At 65.6% G+C, this 17,037-nt stretch carries 12 protein-coding genes; 7 read left to right on the top strand and 5 right to left on the bottom strand.

Annotated features, from left to right (window positions below; translation table 11 throughout):
* Positions 1 to 5: 5 nt before the first annotated feature.
* From BDOA9_RS13325 to BDOA9_RS13310, 4 genes are read right to left on the bottom strand one after another with little or no spacing between them, the layout of a single operon-like run.
* Complete coding sequence (locus BDOA9_RS13325; RefSeq protein WP_025034436.1) at positions 6 to 1,334, bottom strand: NAD(P)/FAD-dependent oxidoreductase; 1,329 nt, start codon at positions 1,332 to 1,334, stop codon at positions 6 to 8.
* A 34-nt stretch (positions 1,335 to 1,368) separates the two neighbouring features.
* Positions 1,369 to 2,244: an ABC transporter permease gene (locus BDOA9_RS13320; RefSeq protein ID WP_025034435.1), complete on the bottom strand. Its 876-nt coding sequence runs from the start codon at positions 2,242 to 2,244 to the stop codon at positions 1,369 to 1,371.
* A 4-nt stretch (positions 2,245 to 2,248) separates the two neighbouring features.
* The gene (locus BDOA9_RS13315; RefSeq protein WP_025034434.1) at positions 2,249 to 3,199 is read right to left on the bottom strand and encodes an ABC transporter permease; all 951 of its coding nucleotides are present in this window, start codon (positions 3,197 to 3,199) and stop codon (positions 2,249 to 2,251) included.
* 27 nt (positions 3,200 to 3,226) lie between these two features.
* Entirely contained in the window at positions 3,227 to 4,918 is a 1,692-nt protein-coding gene (locus BDOA9_RS13310) for a peptide ABC transporter substrate-binding protein (RefSeq protein WP_025034433.1), read from the bottom strand.
* Positions 4,919 to 5,138: 220 nt separating this feature from the next.
* On the opposite strand from BDOA9_RS13310, the gene BDOA9_RS13305 reads away from it, so the two are divergent.
* Both BDOA9_RS13305 and BDOA9_RS13300 read left to right on the top strand, forming a co-directional pair.
* The gene (locus tag BDOA9_RS13305; protein ID WP_025034432.1) at positions 5,139 to 5,771 is read left to right on the top strand and encodes a cupin domain-containing protein; all 633 of its coding nucleotides are present in this window, start codon (positions 5,139 to 5,141) and stop codon (positions 5,769 to 5,771) included.
* 111 nt (positions 5,772 to 5,882) lie between these two features.
* Positions 5,883 to 7,742: an ATP-binding protein gene (locus BDOA9_RS13300; RefSeq protein ID WP_025034431.1), complete on the top strand. Its 1,860-nt coding sequence runs from the start codon at positions 5,883 to 5,885 to the stop codon at positions 7,740 to 7,742.
* Positions 7,743 to 7,751: 9 nt separating this feature from the next.
* Here BDOA9_RS13300 and BDOA9_RS13295 read toward each other — a convergent pair whose 3' ends face one another.
* Positions 7,752 to 8,777, bottom strand: coding sequence for an AraC family transcriptional regulator (locus tag BDOA9_RS13295; RefSeq protein WP_025034430.1), 1,026 nt, complete (start codon positions 8,775 to 8,777; stop codon positions 7,752 to 7,754).
* 188 nt (positions 8,778 to 8,965) lie between these two features.
* Here BDOA9_RS13295 and BDOA9_RS13290 point away from each other — a divergent pair, with 188 nt between their 5' ends.
* The 5 genes from BDOA9_RS13290 (at position 8,966) to BDOA9_RS13270 (ending at position 16,926) form a co-directional block, all read left to right on the top strand.
* On the top strand, positions 8,966 to 9,415 hold the full coding sequence (locus BDOA9_RS13290; protein ID WP_025034429.1) for a cupin domain-containing protein: 450 nt from the start codon (positions 8,966 to 8,968) through the stop codon (positions 9,413 to 9,415).
* Positions 9,416 to 9,511: 96 nt separating this feature from the next.
* Positions 9,512 to 11,002: a flavin-containing monooxygenase gene (locus BDOA9_RS13285; RefSeq protein ID WP_025034428.1), complete on the top strand. Its 1,491-nt coding sequence runs from the start codon at positions 9,512 to 9,514 to the stop codon at positions 11,000 to 11,002.
* Between the two features lie 94 nt (positions 11,003 to 11,096).
* Entirely contained in the window at positions 11,097 to 12,170 is a 1,074-nt protein-coding gene (locus tag BDOA9_RS13280) for a hypothetical protein (RefSeq protein ID WP_025034427.1), read from the top strand.
* Positions 12,171 to 12,570: 400 nt separating this feature from the next.
* Entirely contained in the window at positions 12,571 to 13,764 is a 1,194-nt protein-coding gene (locus BDOA9_RS13275; RefSeq protein ID WP_025034426.1) for an efflux RND transporter periplasmic adaptor subunit, read from the top strand.
* Between the two features lie 12 nt (positions 13,765 to 13,776).
* Entirely contained in the window at positions 13,777 to 16,926 is a 3,150-nt protein-coding gene (locus BDOA9_RS13270; protein ID WP_025034425.1) for an efflux RND transporter permease subunit, read from the top strand.
* The last annotated feature ends 111 nt before the right edge of the window (positions 16,927 to 17,037 follow it).

Raw genomic sequence — 17,037 nt, 5'->3', positions numbered from 1 at the left:
CCGCCTCAGAACGGGCTGACCGGCGCAAGCCGGCGGCCGTCGATCATGCGCTTGTGGCTGTAGGCGGCGGGATCGACCAGCGGCGTCGCGCCGGTCACGAGGTCGGCGGCGAGCTTGCCGGCGGCGGGACCGATGCCGAAGCCGTGGCCGGAGAAGCCGGTCGCGAGGAAGAAACCCGGCAGCGCATCGACCGGCGAGATGACTGGAATCGTATCGGGCGTGCAGTCGATGGTGCCGCCCCAGGCTTCGGCGATCTCGATATCCTTCAATTCCGGATTCGACTTGATCAGCGCCGCCAGCGCCGAATTGACCAGCGACATGTCGGGCGCGGGATCGCGCACGCGCTCGGCCTCGAACGGCGACGGCTTGTCGAAACCCCAGCTGGTGCCGCGCATGAGCTGATCGAAGAACGACTTGCCGAACGACAGCTTCAATCCGTTTTTGCGATGCTGATAGGTCGGCCAGAATGTGCGCGCGTAACGGAACAGGTCCGGCGACAGCTCGACCGTGCCGCGGTTGCGCAGCGCCAGCGTGAAGCCGCCGTCGAGGCGGCGGCGGATGCAGTAGAAGTCGGTGCCGAGCGCGCCGGAGGTGATCTCCGGTCCCGGCGTGGTCCGGCACGCGGTGGCGTTGACGAGGCCGATCGGCAGCTCGATGCCGTGGCGGCGGCAGAACAGCGACGACCACGCGCCGCCCGCCAGCAGCACGGATTGCGTGCGGATGGTGCCCTTCTCGGTGACGACCGCGCTGACGCGCCCGCCCGTCGCCTCCAGCCCGCGCGCGGCGCAGCCCTGATGGATGGTGACGCCGTGCTTGCGCGCGGCGGTGGCGAGCGCAGGGACAGCCATCGACGGCTCGGCGCGGCCATCGCTCGGCGTGTGCAGGCCGCCGACCCAGGTGTCGGCGTTACCGGGCATGCGCTCGGCGACCTCGGCCGGCGTCAGGACGGTGGAGTGGACCTGCATCTCGCGCGCAACCGCGGCCCAGCGCTCCCAGCTTGCGAGCTCGTCCTTGCTCCTGGTCAGGAACAACACGCCGGTGCGGCGGAAGCCGGCATCGACGCCGGCATCGTTCTGCATGTCCTCCCATAGAAGCAGCGCCTCGCGCGCGAGCGGGATCTCCTCGCGGGCGCGGCCCTGCTGGCGGCACCAGCCCCAATTGCGGCTCGACTGCTCGCCGCCGACATGGCCCTTCTCGATCAGCGCGACGGAGTGCCCCTTCTTCGCCAGATGATAGGCCGCCGACACGCCGATGACGCCGCCGCCGATGACGACGACATCCACCTGCGCCGGCAGGCGTTCATCGCTATTTATTCGGTTCAGCGGCGGGGACATGGGGCACTCCTGGAGGTCAGTTCGCGTCTTTTCGTCACGGGATGTTCATGCGCGGATCGAGCGCATCGCGCAGGCCGTCACCGAGGAAATTGAAGCTGGTCACCGCCAGGGTGATGACAATTCCGGGCGCAATCGCCAGCCACGGCGCGCTGGTGAGATAAATCTGTGCGTTGTTGAGCATATTGCCCAAGCTCGCGGCGGGTGGCTGGACCCCGTAGCCGAGATAGCTGAGATAGGATTCGAGCAGGATCGCCTTGGCGACGTTCAGGGTCGCCGCCACGACGATTGGCGCGATCGCATTGGGCACGAGCTCGCGGAACATGATCCGCAGGTTCGACGAGCCGAAGGCAAGTGCAGCAACTGCAAACTCGCGTTCCCGCAGCGAGCGCACCTGGGCCTCGACGACGCGGGCGACCCACATCCAGGCGGTCGCCGCGATCAGCACGGTAGTGGTGACGAAACCGGGCTCGGTGAGCGCGGCCAGTGCCAGCAGCAGGAAGATGGTCGGAAAGCACAGCACGGCATCGACGAGCCGCATCAGCACCGCGCCGACGACGCCGCCATAGAAGCCGGCAAAGGCGCCGACGACGATGCCGACCACCGTCGCGATCACCATCGCGACGAAGCCGATGGACAGCGAGACGCGCGCGCCCATCATCAATCGCGCCAGCACGTCGCGGCCGAGTTCGTCGGTGCCAAGGATGTGCGCGCCCGAGAGCGGCGGCGCGAACCGCTTCAGGATGTCGATATAGGTGTCGTCGAACGGCAGCAGGTAGGGGCCGAACGCCGCGCCGAGGACGAGGACCATAATGACTAGCGCGCCGGCAAGCGCCAGCCGATGCCGGCAGAAGCGTCGCCAGGCGCCTTGGCTGGGCGTGGGTTGGGCGGCGGAGAAGACTGCGGTCGCCATCGCTTCAGCCCACCCGGATGCGTGGATCGACGACGGCATAGAGCATGTCGGCGATCAGCGAGCCGATCAGCACCATGATCGCCGAGAACATCAGGATGCCCATCACCACAGGATAGTCGCGATAGCCGATCGAATCCAGGAACAGCCGGCCCATGCCGGGCCAGGTGAACACGGTTTCGGTCACCAGCGCACCGCCGAGCAATGTCGGAAATTGCAGGCCCGCGACCGTGATCATCGGCAGCAGCGCGTTGCGCAGTGCGTGCACGGTGAGGATGCGCCATTCCGGCATGCCCTTGGCGCGCGCGGTGCGGATGTAATCCTGGTTGATCACCTCGAGCATGGAGGAGCGCATGAAGCGGCCCCACATCGCCGTCTCGACCAGCGCCAGCACCATCGCCGGCGCGATCAGATGATGCAGCAGGTCGAGGAAGGAGCCGTCGCCAATGGTGTGCCGGTTGCCCGCCGGGAGCCAGCCGAGCTTGACGGAGAAGACGTAGATGGTGACGAGGCCGAACCAGAAGGTCGGGATCGACAGCGCGATCATGGCGCCGACGGTTGCGAGCGAGTCGAACAGCGAATAGCGCCGGAGCGCACCCAATATGCCGATCCAGCAGCCCAGCAGCACGGCGGTGATGGTCGCCGTCGCCATCAACTCCAGCGTGGCGCCGAGATGCGAGGAGATCACCGACAGCACCGCCTCGCCGTCGCGGTAGGACTTGCCCCAATCGCCCTTGAGCATACGGCCGAACCAATCGAGATACTGGACCGGCAACGGACGATCGAGCCCGAGCTGCCGAGTGACGCGGTCAAGATCCTCCTGCGTCATCTGCCCAGACGCCGCGAATTGCGACAGCGGACCACCGGGCGCCAGATGCAGAAGGGCGAAGCCGATCGCCGAGACGATCACGAGCAGCATGATCGCCTGCGCCAGGCGATTGACGACGTAGCGGGCCATCTCAGGCGATCCAGCGTATTGGACGCATCACGCCCAATACCATTCGCGCATGTTCCAACTGTTGATCGACATATTGATGTTGGGACGGAAGCCTTGCAGCCCTTCCTTGATGCCCTCGGCGATGAAGCCCTGGAACAGCGGCAGGATGGCGAGGTCGTTGCGGATCAGCTTTTGCAGCTCGCCATAGGTGACCTTGCGCTGCGCCAGGTCGAATTGCTTGGCGCCTTCAGACAACAGACGGTCGGCCTCCGCGCTCTGATATTGATACGTGTTGTAGCCGCGGCCGCCCTTGGCGGGAGTGGCGCCGGAGCCGAAGCGCGGCGTCACATCGGGGTCGCTCCCCAGCATGAAGTTCACACCGACGATCACCGAGTTGAACTTCGACTGCTGCCAGAAATCGCCCCAGATCACCGCAGCTGGCATGTTGTTGACGCGCATGCTCGCGCCGATCGCCCGCCAGTCCTGGATCAGGAGCTGCTGGGTCTGCTCGCGCACGGCATTGCCCGATGTGGTCGAATTGGTGAATTCGAGCTTCACGCCCCCCTTCTCGCGCACGCCACCCGAGCCGCGCACCCACCCCGCGGCATCGAGCAGCGCATTGGCTTTGGCCGGATCGTATTTGTGCTGCGGCAGGCCCTGCTGGAACGACCAGGCCTGCTGCGGCACGAAGCTCTCGGTCTGCGTCGGCAGGCCGTAATTCAGCGCATCGATGATCGCCTGCTTGTTGATGCCAAGATAGAGCGCCTCGCGCACCGCGCGGTCGGCGAAGGGGCCGAACTCCAGATTGGGCGCGATGTGCTCCACCGACGACGTCGACGAGACGAAGATCTTGCGGCCCTTCAGCGTCTTCGCCTCCTGCACGAAGTTCGGCAAAATGCCTTGCAGGCCGGTATAATCGACTTGCCCGGTGCGGAACTGGGTGTAGAGGACGGTCAGGCTGGGAATGTACTTGAAGACCACGCGTTCGAGGTAAGGTCCTTTGCCATGATAGCCGGCATAGGCGTTCAACTGAATGTGGTCGCCGGGCACGCGCTCGCCCCAGCTGAACGGCCCGGTGCCGACAGGCGCATTGTGGAACGGCGACGAATTCGGATCGGACACCTTCTCCAGGATGTGCTTCGGCACGATGAAGGTGAGCGACGCCAGGATCGACATGTAGGGCGAATAGGGCGCTTCCATCCGCCAATGGATCTCGTCGGGCGCCACGATCTTGATGTCCTTGACGAGGCTGTGGCCGACGCGGCTGCGCGCGCGGAAATCGGGATTGTTGATCAGCTCGATCGAGAACTTGACATCCTCCGCCGTGAACGGCGTGCCGTCGTGCCACTTCACGTCGCTGCGGAGCTTGATCTTCCAGGTCAGGCCGTCGGCCGACAGGCCGCCATTCTCGATGGTCGGGACTTCGCGGGCAAGGTCGGGGACGAACTTGCCGTCGGGCTCGATGAACCAGAGCGGCGAGAACACCTGCCACCAGATGCCCTGATCGACCTCGATGCCCGGCATCAAGGGATGAAAGACGGTCGGCTCCTGCGACAGCGCCGCGATCACCTGGCCGCGCGGCTTGTCGGGGGGATTGGTGGGACGTTCGGTTTGCGCGAAGGCATTCCCTGAAAGGGTCCATCCCGCCGCCGCGCCTGCGCCGAGCTGGAAGAATTGACGGCGATTCGGAATGCCGAGATGCCCTGCCCCAACGCCGAACTTGCCGGTGTCGTCCGCCATGACCCACTCTCCGTTTCCGCACGCGGCACCGTCTCCCGCGCCCCCGAGACCCCGGCAAAAGGGACAGGAGTGGGCTTTAGTGCTTCTAAATTATTGTGCCAAATTTTCATCATGGTTAAATACAGCTGTCAATCGCATTGCTAGTATGCGCAATCTTTTCACTCTGACTGAAGCTCGGACCCACGCGGTCGCGGGCAGATGATGCATTGGGAGAAGCGACATGGACGGTCGCGGCAGCACGAACGGCCCCAAGGATCTCGCGACGGCCGAGCCCGACGACGCGGTCGACCAGCGCCTGGGCGAAACCGTGCGGCTGCTGCGGCAGCGCGCCGGCCTCTCGATCCAGGACGTCGCCAACAAGACCGGCCTGTCCACCGGCATGATCAGCCAGCTCGAGCGGGCGCGCGCGATGCCGTCGATCCGCACGCTGCGCCTGCTCGGCATCGCGCTCGACGTCCCCATCTCGTATTTCTTCGAGAGCAGCGATCCCACGGATGCGCCGCGCTACATCGTGCGCAAGTCCAACCGGCGGCTATTGCGGCTCACCGCCAGCGGCGTCGTCAAGGAAGCGCTGACGCCGGAAGGCAAGGGCCAGCTCGAGCTCTACGAGCTCACGCTCAACCCCGGCGCCTCCTCCGGCACCGACTTCCTGCAGCACACCGGCGAAAAGGCCGGTTACATCCTCTCGGGCAGCCTGCGACTGTGGCTCGACAACCAGGCCCATGTGCTGGAAGCCGGCGACAGCTTTCGTTTTCCGAGCATCGTGCCGCACATGTTCGACAACCCGACCCAGCAAGTGGCGCGCGTGATCTGGGTAACGACGCTGCGCCAGACCGATACGCCGGCGGGTTGAGACGGCCCGTCCCGCACCACCGGCAATTGCCCCTCGACGCCGGAGCGCCGAGTCTGTAGCTCACATGATGCCCGAAGCTCGAGGGGCGGCCGGCGTCTTTGGTGTGAGACCATGAAACTCAGGAGGCTTCTGACCCTCGCGTTGGCCGCACAGGCCATCGTGACTGCTGCAGCCTTCCTCGCCGCCTCCCTGGCGACTGGCAGCGCGGAATTCGGCACGGCCCAGCTCCTCGCCCTCCTGGTCAGCGCCGCCGCTGCGGTGCTGCTCGCCGCTCTCTGCGCCCGCGCGATCGAGGCGTCGCGGCAAACAACCACCGCCGAGCTGCTGGCCGGCCAGGCGCAGGCCAACGCGCAGATGATGCAGGCCGTCATCAAGACCGCGCTCGATGCCTTCATCCAGATCGACGAGAACGGCACCGTACTGGAGTGGAGCTTTCAGGCGGAGGCGCTGACCGGATGGACGCGGCAGGAGGCGCTCGGTGCCGATGCGGTCGATCTTCTCGTCGCCGAGCCGCTGCGCGCCGGCTTCAGGCAACGCATGGCGCGGCTCGTTCCGGAATTGTCCGCCGCGCCGGCCGGCATGCGCTTCGAGGTCACCCTGGTTCACAGGAACGGCGACAGCATCCTGGTCGAGGCCTCCAGCGCGGTATTGCGGATCGGAGGGCGCACCATCATCAACACCTTCGTCAGGGACATCACCCAGAAGCGTGCCGCCGAGGAGCAGCTGATCCAGTCCCAGAAGATGGAGGCGGTCGGGCACCTCACCGGCGGCATCGCGCATGAATTCAACAACATGCTCACGGTGATAACGGGCACGATCGAGATCCTCGCGGACGCCGTCAAGGACAACCCGCCACTTTCGACCATCACCAAGCTGATCAGCGAGGCCGCCGATCGCGGCGCCGCACTGACGTCGAGCCTGCTCTCCTTTGCCCGCAAGCAGGCGCTGCAGCCGGCCGAGATCGACGTCAACGCGCTCATCGAGGAGCTCGCCAAGCTGCTGCTCGCAACCTTCGACAAGAAGATCGAGATCGTGACGAAGCTGGGCGGCAATGTCTGGCTGGCCTACGCCGATCGCGGGCAATTGAGCTCCGCGCTGCTCAACCTCGCCATCAATGCCCGCGATGCCATGCTGGACGGCGGCAGGCTGACGCTGACGACGCGCAACGTCGTGTTCGGCGTGCGCGAGGCCCTGGCAGTCGGTGCCGGCTATGCCGGCGACTATGTCGAGATCGAGATTGCCGACACCGGTACCGGCATTCCGCAGGCCATTCTCGATCGCATCTTCGATCCGTTCTTCTCGACCAAAGAGGTCGGCAAAGGCACGGGACTCGGGCTCAGCATGGTGTTCGGCTTCGTCAAGCAGTCCGGCGGCGGGATCAAGGTCGCCTCCGAGGAAGGGCGCGGCACCGTCTTCACGATCTACCTGCCGAAGGCGGAGGCGAGCACGCTGCGCCCGACCGGCTACGACGATCGCAAGATCGTCGGCGGGACCGAAACCATCCTCTGTGTCGAGGACGACCGCGACGTCCGCCACTACGTCACGGTCCAGCTCGAAGGGCTCGGCTACAAGGTCATCCCCGCCGCCGATGCGACCGAGGCCCTCGCCATCGCGGCCGAAGGCACCCCGTTCGACCTGCTCTTCACCGACATCGTGATGGCCGGCAGCATGAACGGACGCGAGCTCGCCGAGCAGATGGTGGCCGCGCGGCCGTCCTTGAGGGTCCTCTTCACCTCCGGCTACGCCTACGATTCGCTGCATACGCAGGGACGCGCCACGATGGGCGCGCCGCTGCTGCGCAAGCCCTATCGCAAGGCCGAGCTGGCACGCCTGCTGCGGCGCAGCCTCGACACCGCAGTCGATTCCGCCGGCGATGCGATCCCGACGCCCTACTCCGTGCAGGCCGACGTCGAGGCGTTCCTGCGCCGGCAGGCCGCGGAGGACAATGGCACGACGCGATCGCGGAAGTAGGCGGCCGCGCTAGCTCATCCTTCGCCGCAGCGTGGCCGATGGCGTCTCGCCGAATTTTTCGCGATAGGCGCCGGCCATGCGGCCGAGATGGGTGAAGCCGAGATCGAAGGCAATCTCGGTGATGGAGGCATCGGGTGCGGCCTGCGCGAGGCGCGCATTGAGGCCGGCGAGGCGCATGTCGAGCAGCATCTGCGAGATCGACACGCCGAAGTGACGGCGGAAGCCGAGCTGCAGCGCGCGGATGCCGATGCCGGATGCGCAGGCGAGCTGTGCGAGGTCGAGCGGCTCGCCGGCATTGTCGGCAAGGTGATCGCGCGCGGCGCGGAGGGCGCGCGGCAAACGCTCGGCCTGCCCCGAGAACGTTTCAATCGCATCCGACAGGCCATGCCGCTGCCCGTTGAGGAGATGATCGAGCAGCGCTTCGCGCCAATCGGCCATCGCGACCGGCGACAGCCGGCCTAATGGTCCGAGACGCTCGGCGAGCGTCATCAGTTCGGTGAGCCTCGTCTGCAGGGCGCGCCCGGACGGCGCATCCAGCGCGATCACCGGATCGAACTCGACCCTGCCTGCCGCCCTGCCCGACAAGGAAGCGGCGCGCTGCTCGACCATGCGGCGGTCGAGCAGCAGGATCGCCTGCGCGCAATCGCGCCACATCATCCGGGTCGGAATCGTCGGCGACAGCAGCGACGCCGTCCGTCCCGGGACCGCATCGAGCTCGCGATGACCGGCACGAATGCGGGCGCTCCCAGCGAGCGGCACCTGCACCAGGAAGAAGCGCTCGAGGCAGCCCGGATCGATGCCGACCGATCCGCCATAGGCGACGTAGTTGATGGAAAAGCCGTCGAAATCAGCGCAATTGTGCCGGGCCGAGAAGCCAGCCGCCCGCGCCTGCGTCGGCTTGAGATCATGCGGGCAGAAGATCCGCCCGATCTCTTCGGCCGCCTCGTCGACGTCATCCGTGGTGACGCGGGCGAAGGCCGCGAGCCGTTCGGCTGCAGAGGCTGTTGCGCTCATTTCCAGCTCGGCTGCGGACATCGTCGACCATGCTTCGCGCCCGGAATTCCTTTAAGCCTATAATAGTTCCGCGGGGGCGAAAAGGGCCGTAGCTCGCAAATTCGTCGTGCTGCATGGCAATAGGTTCATCCGGATTCGTTTAGCGGATAGACAGGCGGCCCATCCCCGGCCGATGCTCCGTCCCTGCCGGAATCCATGAGGAGCAAGCCATGACTGCACTCGAAAAAGGCATTACCGCGAACGGCACAGGCTATGGCGGCAAGAGCTGGAACATCCTTGGTCAGGTCTATTTCCCCAAGGCCGTCACCGATTCCACCTTCGCGTTCGAGACCAACAGCGATCCCGGCCAGTTCGTGCCGGTGCACGTCCATCCGACCCAGGACGAGTTCATCCTGGTGCAGGAGGGCACGCTCGATCTCAAGCTCGACGGTCAATGGGTCAAGGCCCACGCCGGCGACCTCGTTCGCATGCCGCGCGGCATTCCTCACGGATATTTCAACAAGTCCGACAAGCCGTGCCGGGCGCTGTTCTGGGTCTCGCCGATGCAGAAGTTGGAGGCGCTGTTCAACCAGCTGCACAATCTGACCGATCCGGCCGAGGTCGTGCGCATCTCGGCACTGCATGAGGTCGACTTCCTGCCGCCCGAGGCCAACGACTAGGCGGTCGCCTTTCTTCCACCTCCATTTGCTTGCAGGTCCGGACGGCCGCGCGTTGCGGCCGAACGCGGCCGCTTGCGCCAAACATCGAGCAATCCCATGGTCAGCCCAAAACATGTCTGCGTGATCGGCGCCGGCGTCTCCGGCCTTGCCGCCGCGAAAGCATTCTCCGCCCGAGGCCACCGCGTCACCATCGTCGAGCGCAGCTCGGATCTCGGCGGCGTCTGGGAGCCGGCGCGCTCCTACCCCGAGGTGCAGACCCAGAGCCCGAAAGAGCTCTACCGCTACACCGACCGCGCCATGCCGCAAGGCTATCCGGAATGGCCGACCGGGCCGCAGGTCCATGCCTATCTCGCCGACTACGCCAGGAGCTTCGGCCTCGACCGCATGCTGCGGCTCAACACCGAGGTCGCCGGCATGGCGCGCCGTGCCGACGGCAGGCCGGGATGGACGCTCGCCTTGAAGGACAAGAACGGCACGACCACGGACGAGGATTTCGATTTCGTCGCGGTCTGCACCGGGCAGTTCAACGAGCCGCGCGAGCTGCATTGCCCCGGCGAGGACGGCTTTCTGGCGCAGGGCGGCCAGATCCTGCACTCGTCGAAATACGGCGATCCGACATTGGCGAAGGGACGCCGCGTCGTCGTGCTCGGCGGCTCGAAGTCCGCAACCGACATCGCCGTGAACGCGGTGAAGTCGGGTGCACGCGAGGTCACGATCGTGATGCGCGAGCCGGTCTGGCGCATTCCCTATTTCATCGGCGGTCTCGTGAACTTCAAGCGCATCCTCTACATCCGTGCGCAGGAGGAGATGTTTCCGGGCTGGGGCATCGGTGCGATGGGACGGCTCGCGCACCGCATGGCCGCGCCGCTGGTCTGGGCCAACTGGCGCGGGCTGGAGAGCCTCTTGAAGGCACAGCTCAAGCTCGGCCGCTGCAACATGGTGCCGAAGGAGCGGATCGAGGACGGCGTCAACTGCTCGGTGCCGATCGCTACGCCGGGCTTCTATCCGATGGTCGCCGACGGCCGCATCAAGGCGGTGTTCGGCACGTTCGACCATTATGAGGGCGACAGCATCGTGATGAGCGGCGGCGAGCGCGTGGGCGCCGACGTCGCGGTGCTCGCGATCGGCTACAAGCTCGGCGTGCCGTTCCTGCCCGAGGCTTACAGGCAGAAGCTGGTTGATGCCGACGGGCAGTACCGGCTCTATCGCCTGATCGCCAACCCTGATCTGCCGGAGCTCGGCTTCGTCGGCTTCAACTCCTCGTTCTGCACCGTGCTCTGCGCCGACCTCGCCGCCAACTGGCTGGTGCGTTATGCCGACGGCCAGCTCGCCAAACAGCCGACGGCGCAGGCGATGCGCGACAACATCGAGATGATGCTGCACTTCAAGCGCGTCGAGCGGCCGGCCGCGGGCGTCTATGGCGGACTGTGCGTCGCGCCCTATCACTACCGCCATTTCGACGAGCTGATGGCCGACATCGGCGCGAAGCAGCAGAAACGCGGCGGACTCGCGGGCCGCTTCCAGCCGCCGGATGCGGATGCCTACGCCAAGTTCCTGGCGACAGCGCCGGACTACCGGGCGGCGTGAGAGGAGAATTGCGGCGGCTCGCCCCTGACGTTTACGATCTTGCTGGCCATCGAATCGACGGGAACCAGCCATAGGATCGGTCATGGGATCGGTGTTGGGATCGAGACGACTTGCCGCCGCGGCCCTCGCGGCTGTCGCCTTCTTCGTCGCGGCGCCCACGCTAGCGCAGAAGGCGGCGCCGACGCCACAGCAATCCGAGGCGCTCGCGGCTTACGAGCGCGCGCTCGGCGATTTCAAATCCATCCTTGCCGAGCGGCGGCGCCAGATCGAGGCGAAGGAGCCGCTACCGAACCTGCCGGGACAGGCGCTTTATCTCGCGCGGGTCGGTGTCATCAGCAGCTACAAGGACCTCACCGACGTCATGCCGTCGCGGATCGGCCGGCCGAACAAGTTCGAGATTCCTCCAGCCTATTTCGACGCCGAGATCGAGCCGCTGATCGACGAATATGGCAGCCTGTTCGACCTCATGGAGGCGCCGCCGGCCGGCGCGCAGAGCTCGCCGACGCCGTTCAAGGACGTCGTCGATCTTGCCGTCGCGATTGCGCGCGCCAAGGGGCTCGCCGGCGAACATGCCGAAGCTGCCGGGCGGATCAGCCTCGGGCTGTTCTTTGCAGAGACCAACGGCAAGCAGAATGTCCGCAATGCACGTTCGAACACCTATATGGGCAGCTTCCAGACCGGCCCCTCCGAAGACCGCAACGGCCGCAAGAAATGGGAGGCCATCAAGAGCGACATCGCCGCGATCGATCCGCACCTCGGCGCGCGCGACGACAAGGAGGAGGCCCGCGCCCGCGGCACCGACCACCGCTTCAACCACTGGACCAATGTGCGCAACGGCCTGATGAACGCGCACGCCGATCTGTTTCGTGAGATCCCGAAAATCGTGAAGACGCTGCCCGACCCGATCGACCAGATGAAGCTGTTCGAGCTGATCCAGATCGTTCCCACCCCGACGCGGTCGGCGCTCAAATCCGGCGATCTCCTGAACTATGGGGTTTCCAGCCCCACGATCATGAAGCACCTGCGCAACAACAGCATCTTTGCCTTCGGACGGGCCGACCGGGCGAAAACCTCGGCAAGCTACCGCGAGATCCTCGCTGCGATGTGGCTGTTCAACCGCAAGTTCGAGAAGGCGATGGCGAAATACGCGGAGATCAGGGGCCGCTGAGGAGGCGGTCGAACGCCGCGCCAAGGCTTTGCGGGCAAGCGACCCAGAGTGCCCCCGCGGACAGACTCTGGATTGCTTCGCTTCGCTCGCAATGACGGAGCGCGCGGCGCGCCCTTGCACCCCTCCGCCGTCATTGCGAGGAGCCCTTGCGACGAGGCAATCCAGGCTTCCACCGCGGAACGATTCCGGATTGCTTCGCTCCGCACCCGCCGGGACCATTACTCCGTCCGGATCGGCGAATCGTTCCGACAGATAAAAGCGATTTGTCGTAAATAAATCTGCCAAAGGGCACGCCGCCGTTTGCAGTGCAAGACCTGTGACCGCCATGGCTATGGTGTTTCGCGGCCGCGCATTTGTTGGTAGCCTGCCGCACCGACCGACAGCAATCGGGGACCACCGAATGACGCGCGCGAATCCCACCTCTCCCGCACGACGCAAAGAAGCGTGGACGCGTATCGGGCAGGTCCTTTCCGCCGCGACCGCCGTGATCATGCTCGCCGGCTGCGAGGACAAGAACACGTTCGTGGCGCCGCCGCCGCCCAAGGTGGACGTCGCGACGCCGGTGCAGCGCCCGGTGACGCGCTACGTCGAGGCCACCGGCAACACGGCGCCGATCAAGAGCGTCGATCTCGTCGCGCGCGTGCAGGGCTTTCTGCAAACGATCGACTATCAGGACGGCACGTTCGTCAAGCAGGGCACCCAGCTGTTCACGATCGAGCCTGAGACCTACAAGCTCAAGGTCGAGCAGGCGAAGGCCGCGGAGGTCGGCGCGCAAGCCACGGTCAAGCAGACCGAAGCCGATTACAAGCGGCAGGTCGAGCTCGTGCAGCGCCAGGCGGTCTCGCAGTCCACCCTCGACACCTCGACATCGACCCGTGACAACGCTCAGGCCAACCTCCAGCAGGCCCAGGTCAATACGAGGCTGGCGGAGGTCAATTACGGCTACACCAGGGTGACCGCGCCGTTCGACGGCGTCGTCAGCGCGCACATGGTCTCGGTCGGCGAACTGGTCGGCGTCTCCTCGCCGACCCAGCTCGCCACCATCGTCGCGATGGACCCGATCTATGTGAACTTCACCGTCAACGAGCAGGACGTGCTGCGCATCCGCGCCGAGGCGGCCCGCCGCGGACTGACGCCCACGGATATGAAGCAATTCCCGATTCAAGTGGGGCTGCAGACCGAGACCGGCTATCCGCATGAGGGCAAGCTCGACTACGTCTCGCCGACCCTCAATCAATCGACCGGCACGCTGGCGGTGCGCGGCCTCGTCCCCAACGACAAGCGGGTGCTGCTGCCCGGCTATTTCGTCCGCGTCCGCGTGCCCTTCGACCAGGAGAAGAGCGCGCTCCTCGTTCCCGACACCGCGCTCGGGAGCGACCAGGGCGGCCGTTATCTGCTGGTGGTCAACAGCGACAACGTCGTCGAGCAGCGCAAGGTGCAGATCGGCCCGGTCGACAACGGGCTGCGCGTGATCGAAAGCGGCCTGAAGCCGGAGGACCGCGTCGTGACCGCGGGGCTGTTGCGCGTCATCCCGGGCCAGAAGATCGATCCGCAGATGACGAAGATCGAGCAGTCGCAGGCCTCGAGCAAGTAGGGGCGGCCAGCCATGATCTCAAAGTTCTTCATCGAGCGGCCGGTCCTCTCCAACGTCATCGCGCTCCTGATGATCCTGATCGGCGGCGTCGCGCTGTTCAATCTCGCCATCGCGCAATACCCTGACGTGGTGCCGCCGACCGTGCAGGTCACCACGCGCTATCCGGGCGCCAGCGCCAAGACCGTGATCGACACCGTGGCGCTGCCGATCGAGCAGCAGGTCAACGGCGTCGAGGACATGCTGTACATGCAGTCCTACAGCGGCTCCGACGGCACCTACACGTTGACGGTCACCTTCAAGATCGGCACCGACCTCAACTTCGCGCAGGTGCTGGTGCAGAACCGCGTCTCCAGCGCATTGTCGCAATTGCCGCAAGCCGTGCAGAACCAGGGCGTCACCGTGCAGAAGCGGTCGACCTCGATCCTGTTGTTCGTGACGCTGACCTCGCCTGATGCGCGGTACGACAGCCTCTATTTGAGCAACTACGCCACCATCAACATCCGCGACGAGCTCTCGCGCCTGCCGGGCGTCGGCAACGTCACTGTGTTCGGCGCCGGCCAGTATTCGATGCGGATCTGGCTCGATCCCAACAAGCTGCAGGTACGCGGCCTGGTGCCGCAGGACGTCATCAACGCGATCCAGCAGCAGAGCCAGCAGGTCTCCGCCGGCCAGGTCGGCGCACCGCCGACGCCGCCGGGACAGGCGTTCCAGTACACGCTCAACGTCAACGGACGGCTCGACGATGCCGGCCAGTTCGAGAACATAATCGTCAAGACGGGATCGAGCGGCGACGTCACGCGGGTGCGCGACGTCGGCTGGGTCGAGCTCGGCGCGCAGACCTACAGCCAGATCTTCTCGCTCAACAAGCAGCCTGCCACCGGCATCGGCGTGTTCCAGTCGCCCGGCGCCAATGCGCTCCAGGTCGAGCAGGCCGTCGAGAAGAAGATGGCCGAGCTCGCCAAGCGCTTCCCCGAAGGCATCAAGTACGACACGCCGTTCGACACCACCAAGTTCGTCGAAGCCTCGGTGCACGAGGTCTACATGACTCTGATCGAGGCCGGCCTCCTGGTGCTGGTCGTGATCCTCGTCTTCCTGCAGGACTGGCGCGCGATGCTGGTGCCGGCGACGACCGTGCCCGTCACCATCATCGGCGCGTTCGCGGCGATGGCGGCACTCGGCTTCACCATCAACATGTCGACGCTGTTCGCAATCGTGCTCGCGATCGGCATCGTGGTCGACGACGCCATCGTCGTGGTCGAAGGCGCCGCCCACAACATCGAGCAGGGCATGAACGGCCACGACGCCGCGATCCGCGCGATGGACCAGCTGTTCGCGCCGATCGTCGGCATCACGCTGGTGCTGATCTCGGTGTTCCTGCCGGCTTCGTTCCTCGCCGGACTGACGGGGCGCATCTACTCGCAATTCGCGCTGGTGATCGCCGCGACCGCGCTGCTCTCCGCCATCAACGCGGCGACCTTGAAGCCCACGCAATGCGCGCTGTGGCTGCGGCCGGCGGTGCCGCCGGAGCAACGCAATTTCTTCTATCGCGGTTTCAACGCGGTCTACAACCGCGTCGAGCGCGGCTACACGCGGCTGATCACGTTTCTGGTGAAGCACGCCACCATCTCGGTCGCGTTCGCGCTATTGGTCATCGGTGCCAGCGGCTACGGCCTGTCGCGCGTGCCGACCGGCTTCCTGCCGATCGAGGACCAGGGCTATCTGATCGCCGCCGTGCAGCTGCCCGACGGCGCCGCGCTGGAGCGGACGCAGGCCGTGCTCGACAGAGCGAGCGGGCTGATCAAGGACACGCCCGGCGTGGCGCAGGTCATCACCATCGCCGGCATCTCCGCGCTCGACAACAGCGCCAGCCTCGCCAATGCCGGCGTCGCCTACATCATCCTGAAGGACTGGGACGCGCGCAAAGGGCCCGGCGAGGATCTGCGCTCGCTGGTCTATGGCCTCAACGACAAGCTCGCCGATATCATGGAGGCCCGCACCATCGTGCTGCCGCCGCCGCCGATCCAGGGCATCGGCAACGCCGCCGGCTTCTCGATGCAGGTCGAGCTGCGCGACGGCAACAGCGATTTCGCCAAGCTGCAGGCCATCACCGGCGCGATGGTCAGTAACGCCCAGAGCCAGAGCGCGCTGCAGCGCGTGCAATCCTCGTTCCGCTCCTCGGTGCCGCAATTCAACGTCGAGATCGACCGGATCAAGACCCAGACGCTGCACGTCACCACCGACCAGGTGTTCTCGGCGCTGTCGACCTATCTCGGCTCGTCCTATGTCAACCAGTTCAACAAGTTCGGCCGCGTGTTCCAGGTCTACACCCAGGCCGATCCCGCCTTCCGCGTCACCGAGCGCGACATCGCCAACATGCAGGTGCGCAACTCGAATGGCGACATGATCCCGATCGGCACCGTCGCCAAGATCACGCCGGCGACGGGGCCGTCGCTGATCAGCCTCTACAACCTCTATCCGTCCTCGACCGTGATCGGCCTGCCGGCGCAGGGCTATTCCTCCGGGCAGTCCTTGAAGCTGATGGAGGAGATCGCGGACAAGACGCTGCCGCCGGGCACCGGCTATGAATGGACCGCGATGTCCTACCAGGAGAAGGCGGTCTCGAACCAGATCTACTGGGTGTTCGGGCTCGCCATGCTGCTGGTCTATCTCGTGCTGGCCGGCCAGTACGAGAGCTGGTACGCGCCGATCTCGGTGATCCTCGCGGTGCCGCTGTCGCTGCTCGGACCGATGCTGATCCTCTCCGCGCTCAAGATCGACAACAACCTCTATTGCCAGATCGGCCTGATCCTCCTGATCGCGCTGTCGGCCAAGAACGCGATCCTGATCGTCGAGGTCGGGCTCGAGCTGCACGGCCGCGACGGCAAGCCGATCCTGGAGTCCGCGATCGAGGCGGCGCGCGCCCGCTTCCGCCCGATCCTGATGACCTCGTTCGCCTTCATCCTCGGCGTGGTGCCGCTGGTGCTCGCCACCGGCGCCGGCGCCAGCGCCCGCAAGTCGATCGGCATCACGGTGTTCTCAGGGATGCTGGCCTCGACCTGCCTCGCGGTGCTGTTCGTGCCCGCGTTCTTCGTCGTGGTGCAGCGCTTCGAGAACTGGCGGGCGAGCAAGAAGACGGTGAAGGCGGCGGAGGTGAAGCCTTAGCCTCGTTTCCTCCGCTCGAAACAAAAACGCGAAAACAACCCCATGCACAGTAGGATGGGGTTGAAAAAGCTGGAGAAAATTTCGGTCTTGCCGAAGCGACTTGCTCCGTCG

Source organism: Bradyrhizobium sp. DOA9 (assembly GCF_000617845.2).
In the GTDB taxonomy this organism is placed as follows: Bacteria; Pseudomonadota; Alphaproteobacteria; order Rhizobiales; family Xanthobacteraceae; genus Bradyrhizobium.
The sequence above is the reverse complement of the archived record's forward strand: the minus strand, read 5'-3'. Positions and strand labels throughout refer to the sequence as shown.

Coding starts and splice junctions, on each gene's coding strand:
- BDOA9_RS13325 (WP_025034436.1), bottom strand. CDS start 1,334: ATGTCCCCGCCGCTGAACCGAATAAATAGCGATGAACGCCTGCCGGCG.
- BDOA9_RS13320 (WP_025034435.1), bottom strand. CDS start 2,244: ATGGCGACCGCAGTCTTCTCCGCCGCCCAACCCACGCCCAGCCAAGGC.
- BDOA9_RS13315 (WP_025034434.1), bottom strand. CDS start 3,199: ATGGCCCGCTACGTCGTCAATCGCCTGGCGCAGGCGATCATGCTGCTC.
- BDOA9_RS13310 (WP_025034433.1), bottom strand. CDS start 4,918: ATGGCGGACGACACCGGCAAGTTCGGCGTTGGGGCAGGGCATCTCGGC.
- BDOA9_RS13305 (WP_025034432.1), top strand. CDS start 5,139: ATGGACGGTCGCGGCAGCACGAACGGCCCCAAGGATCTCGCGACGGCC.
- BDOA9_RS13300 (WP_025034431.1), top strand. CDS start 5,883: ATGAAACTCAGGAGGCTTCTGACCCTCGCGTTGGCCGCACAGGCCATC.
- BDOA9_RS13295 (WP_025034430.1), bottom strand. CDS start 8,777: ATGTCCGCAGCCGAGCTGGAAATGAGCGCAACAGCCTCTGCAGCCGAA.
- BDOA9_RS13290 (WP_025034429.1), top strand. CDS start 8,966: ATGACTGCACTCGAAAAAGGCATTACCGCGAACGGCACAGGCTATGGC.
- BDOA9_RS13285 (WP_025034428.1), top strand. CDS start 9,512: ATGGTCAGCCCAAAACATGTCTGCGTGATCGGCGCCGGCGTCTCCGGC.
- BDOA9_RS13275 (WP_025034426.1), top strand. CDS start 12,571: ATGACGCGCGCGAATCCCACCTCTCCCGCACGACGCAAAGAAGCGTGG.
- BDOA9_RS13270 (WP_025034425.1), top strand. CDS start 13,777: ATGATCTCAAAGTTCTTCATCGAGCGGCCGGTCCTCTCCAACGTCATC.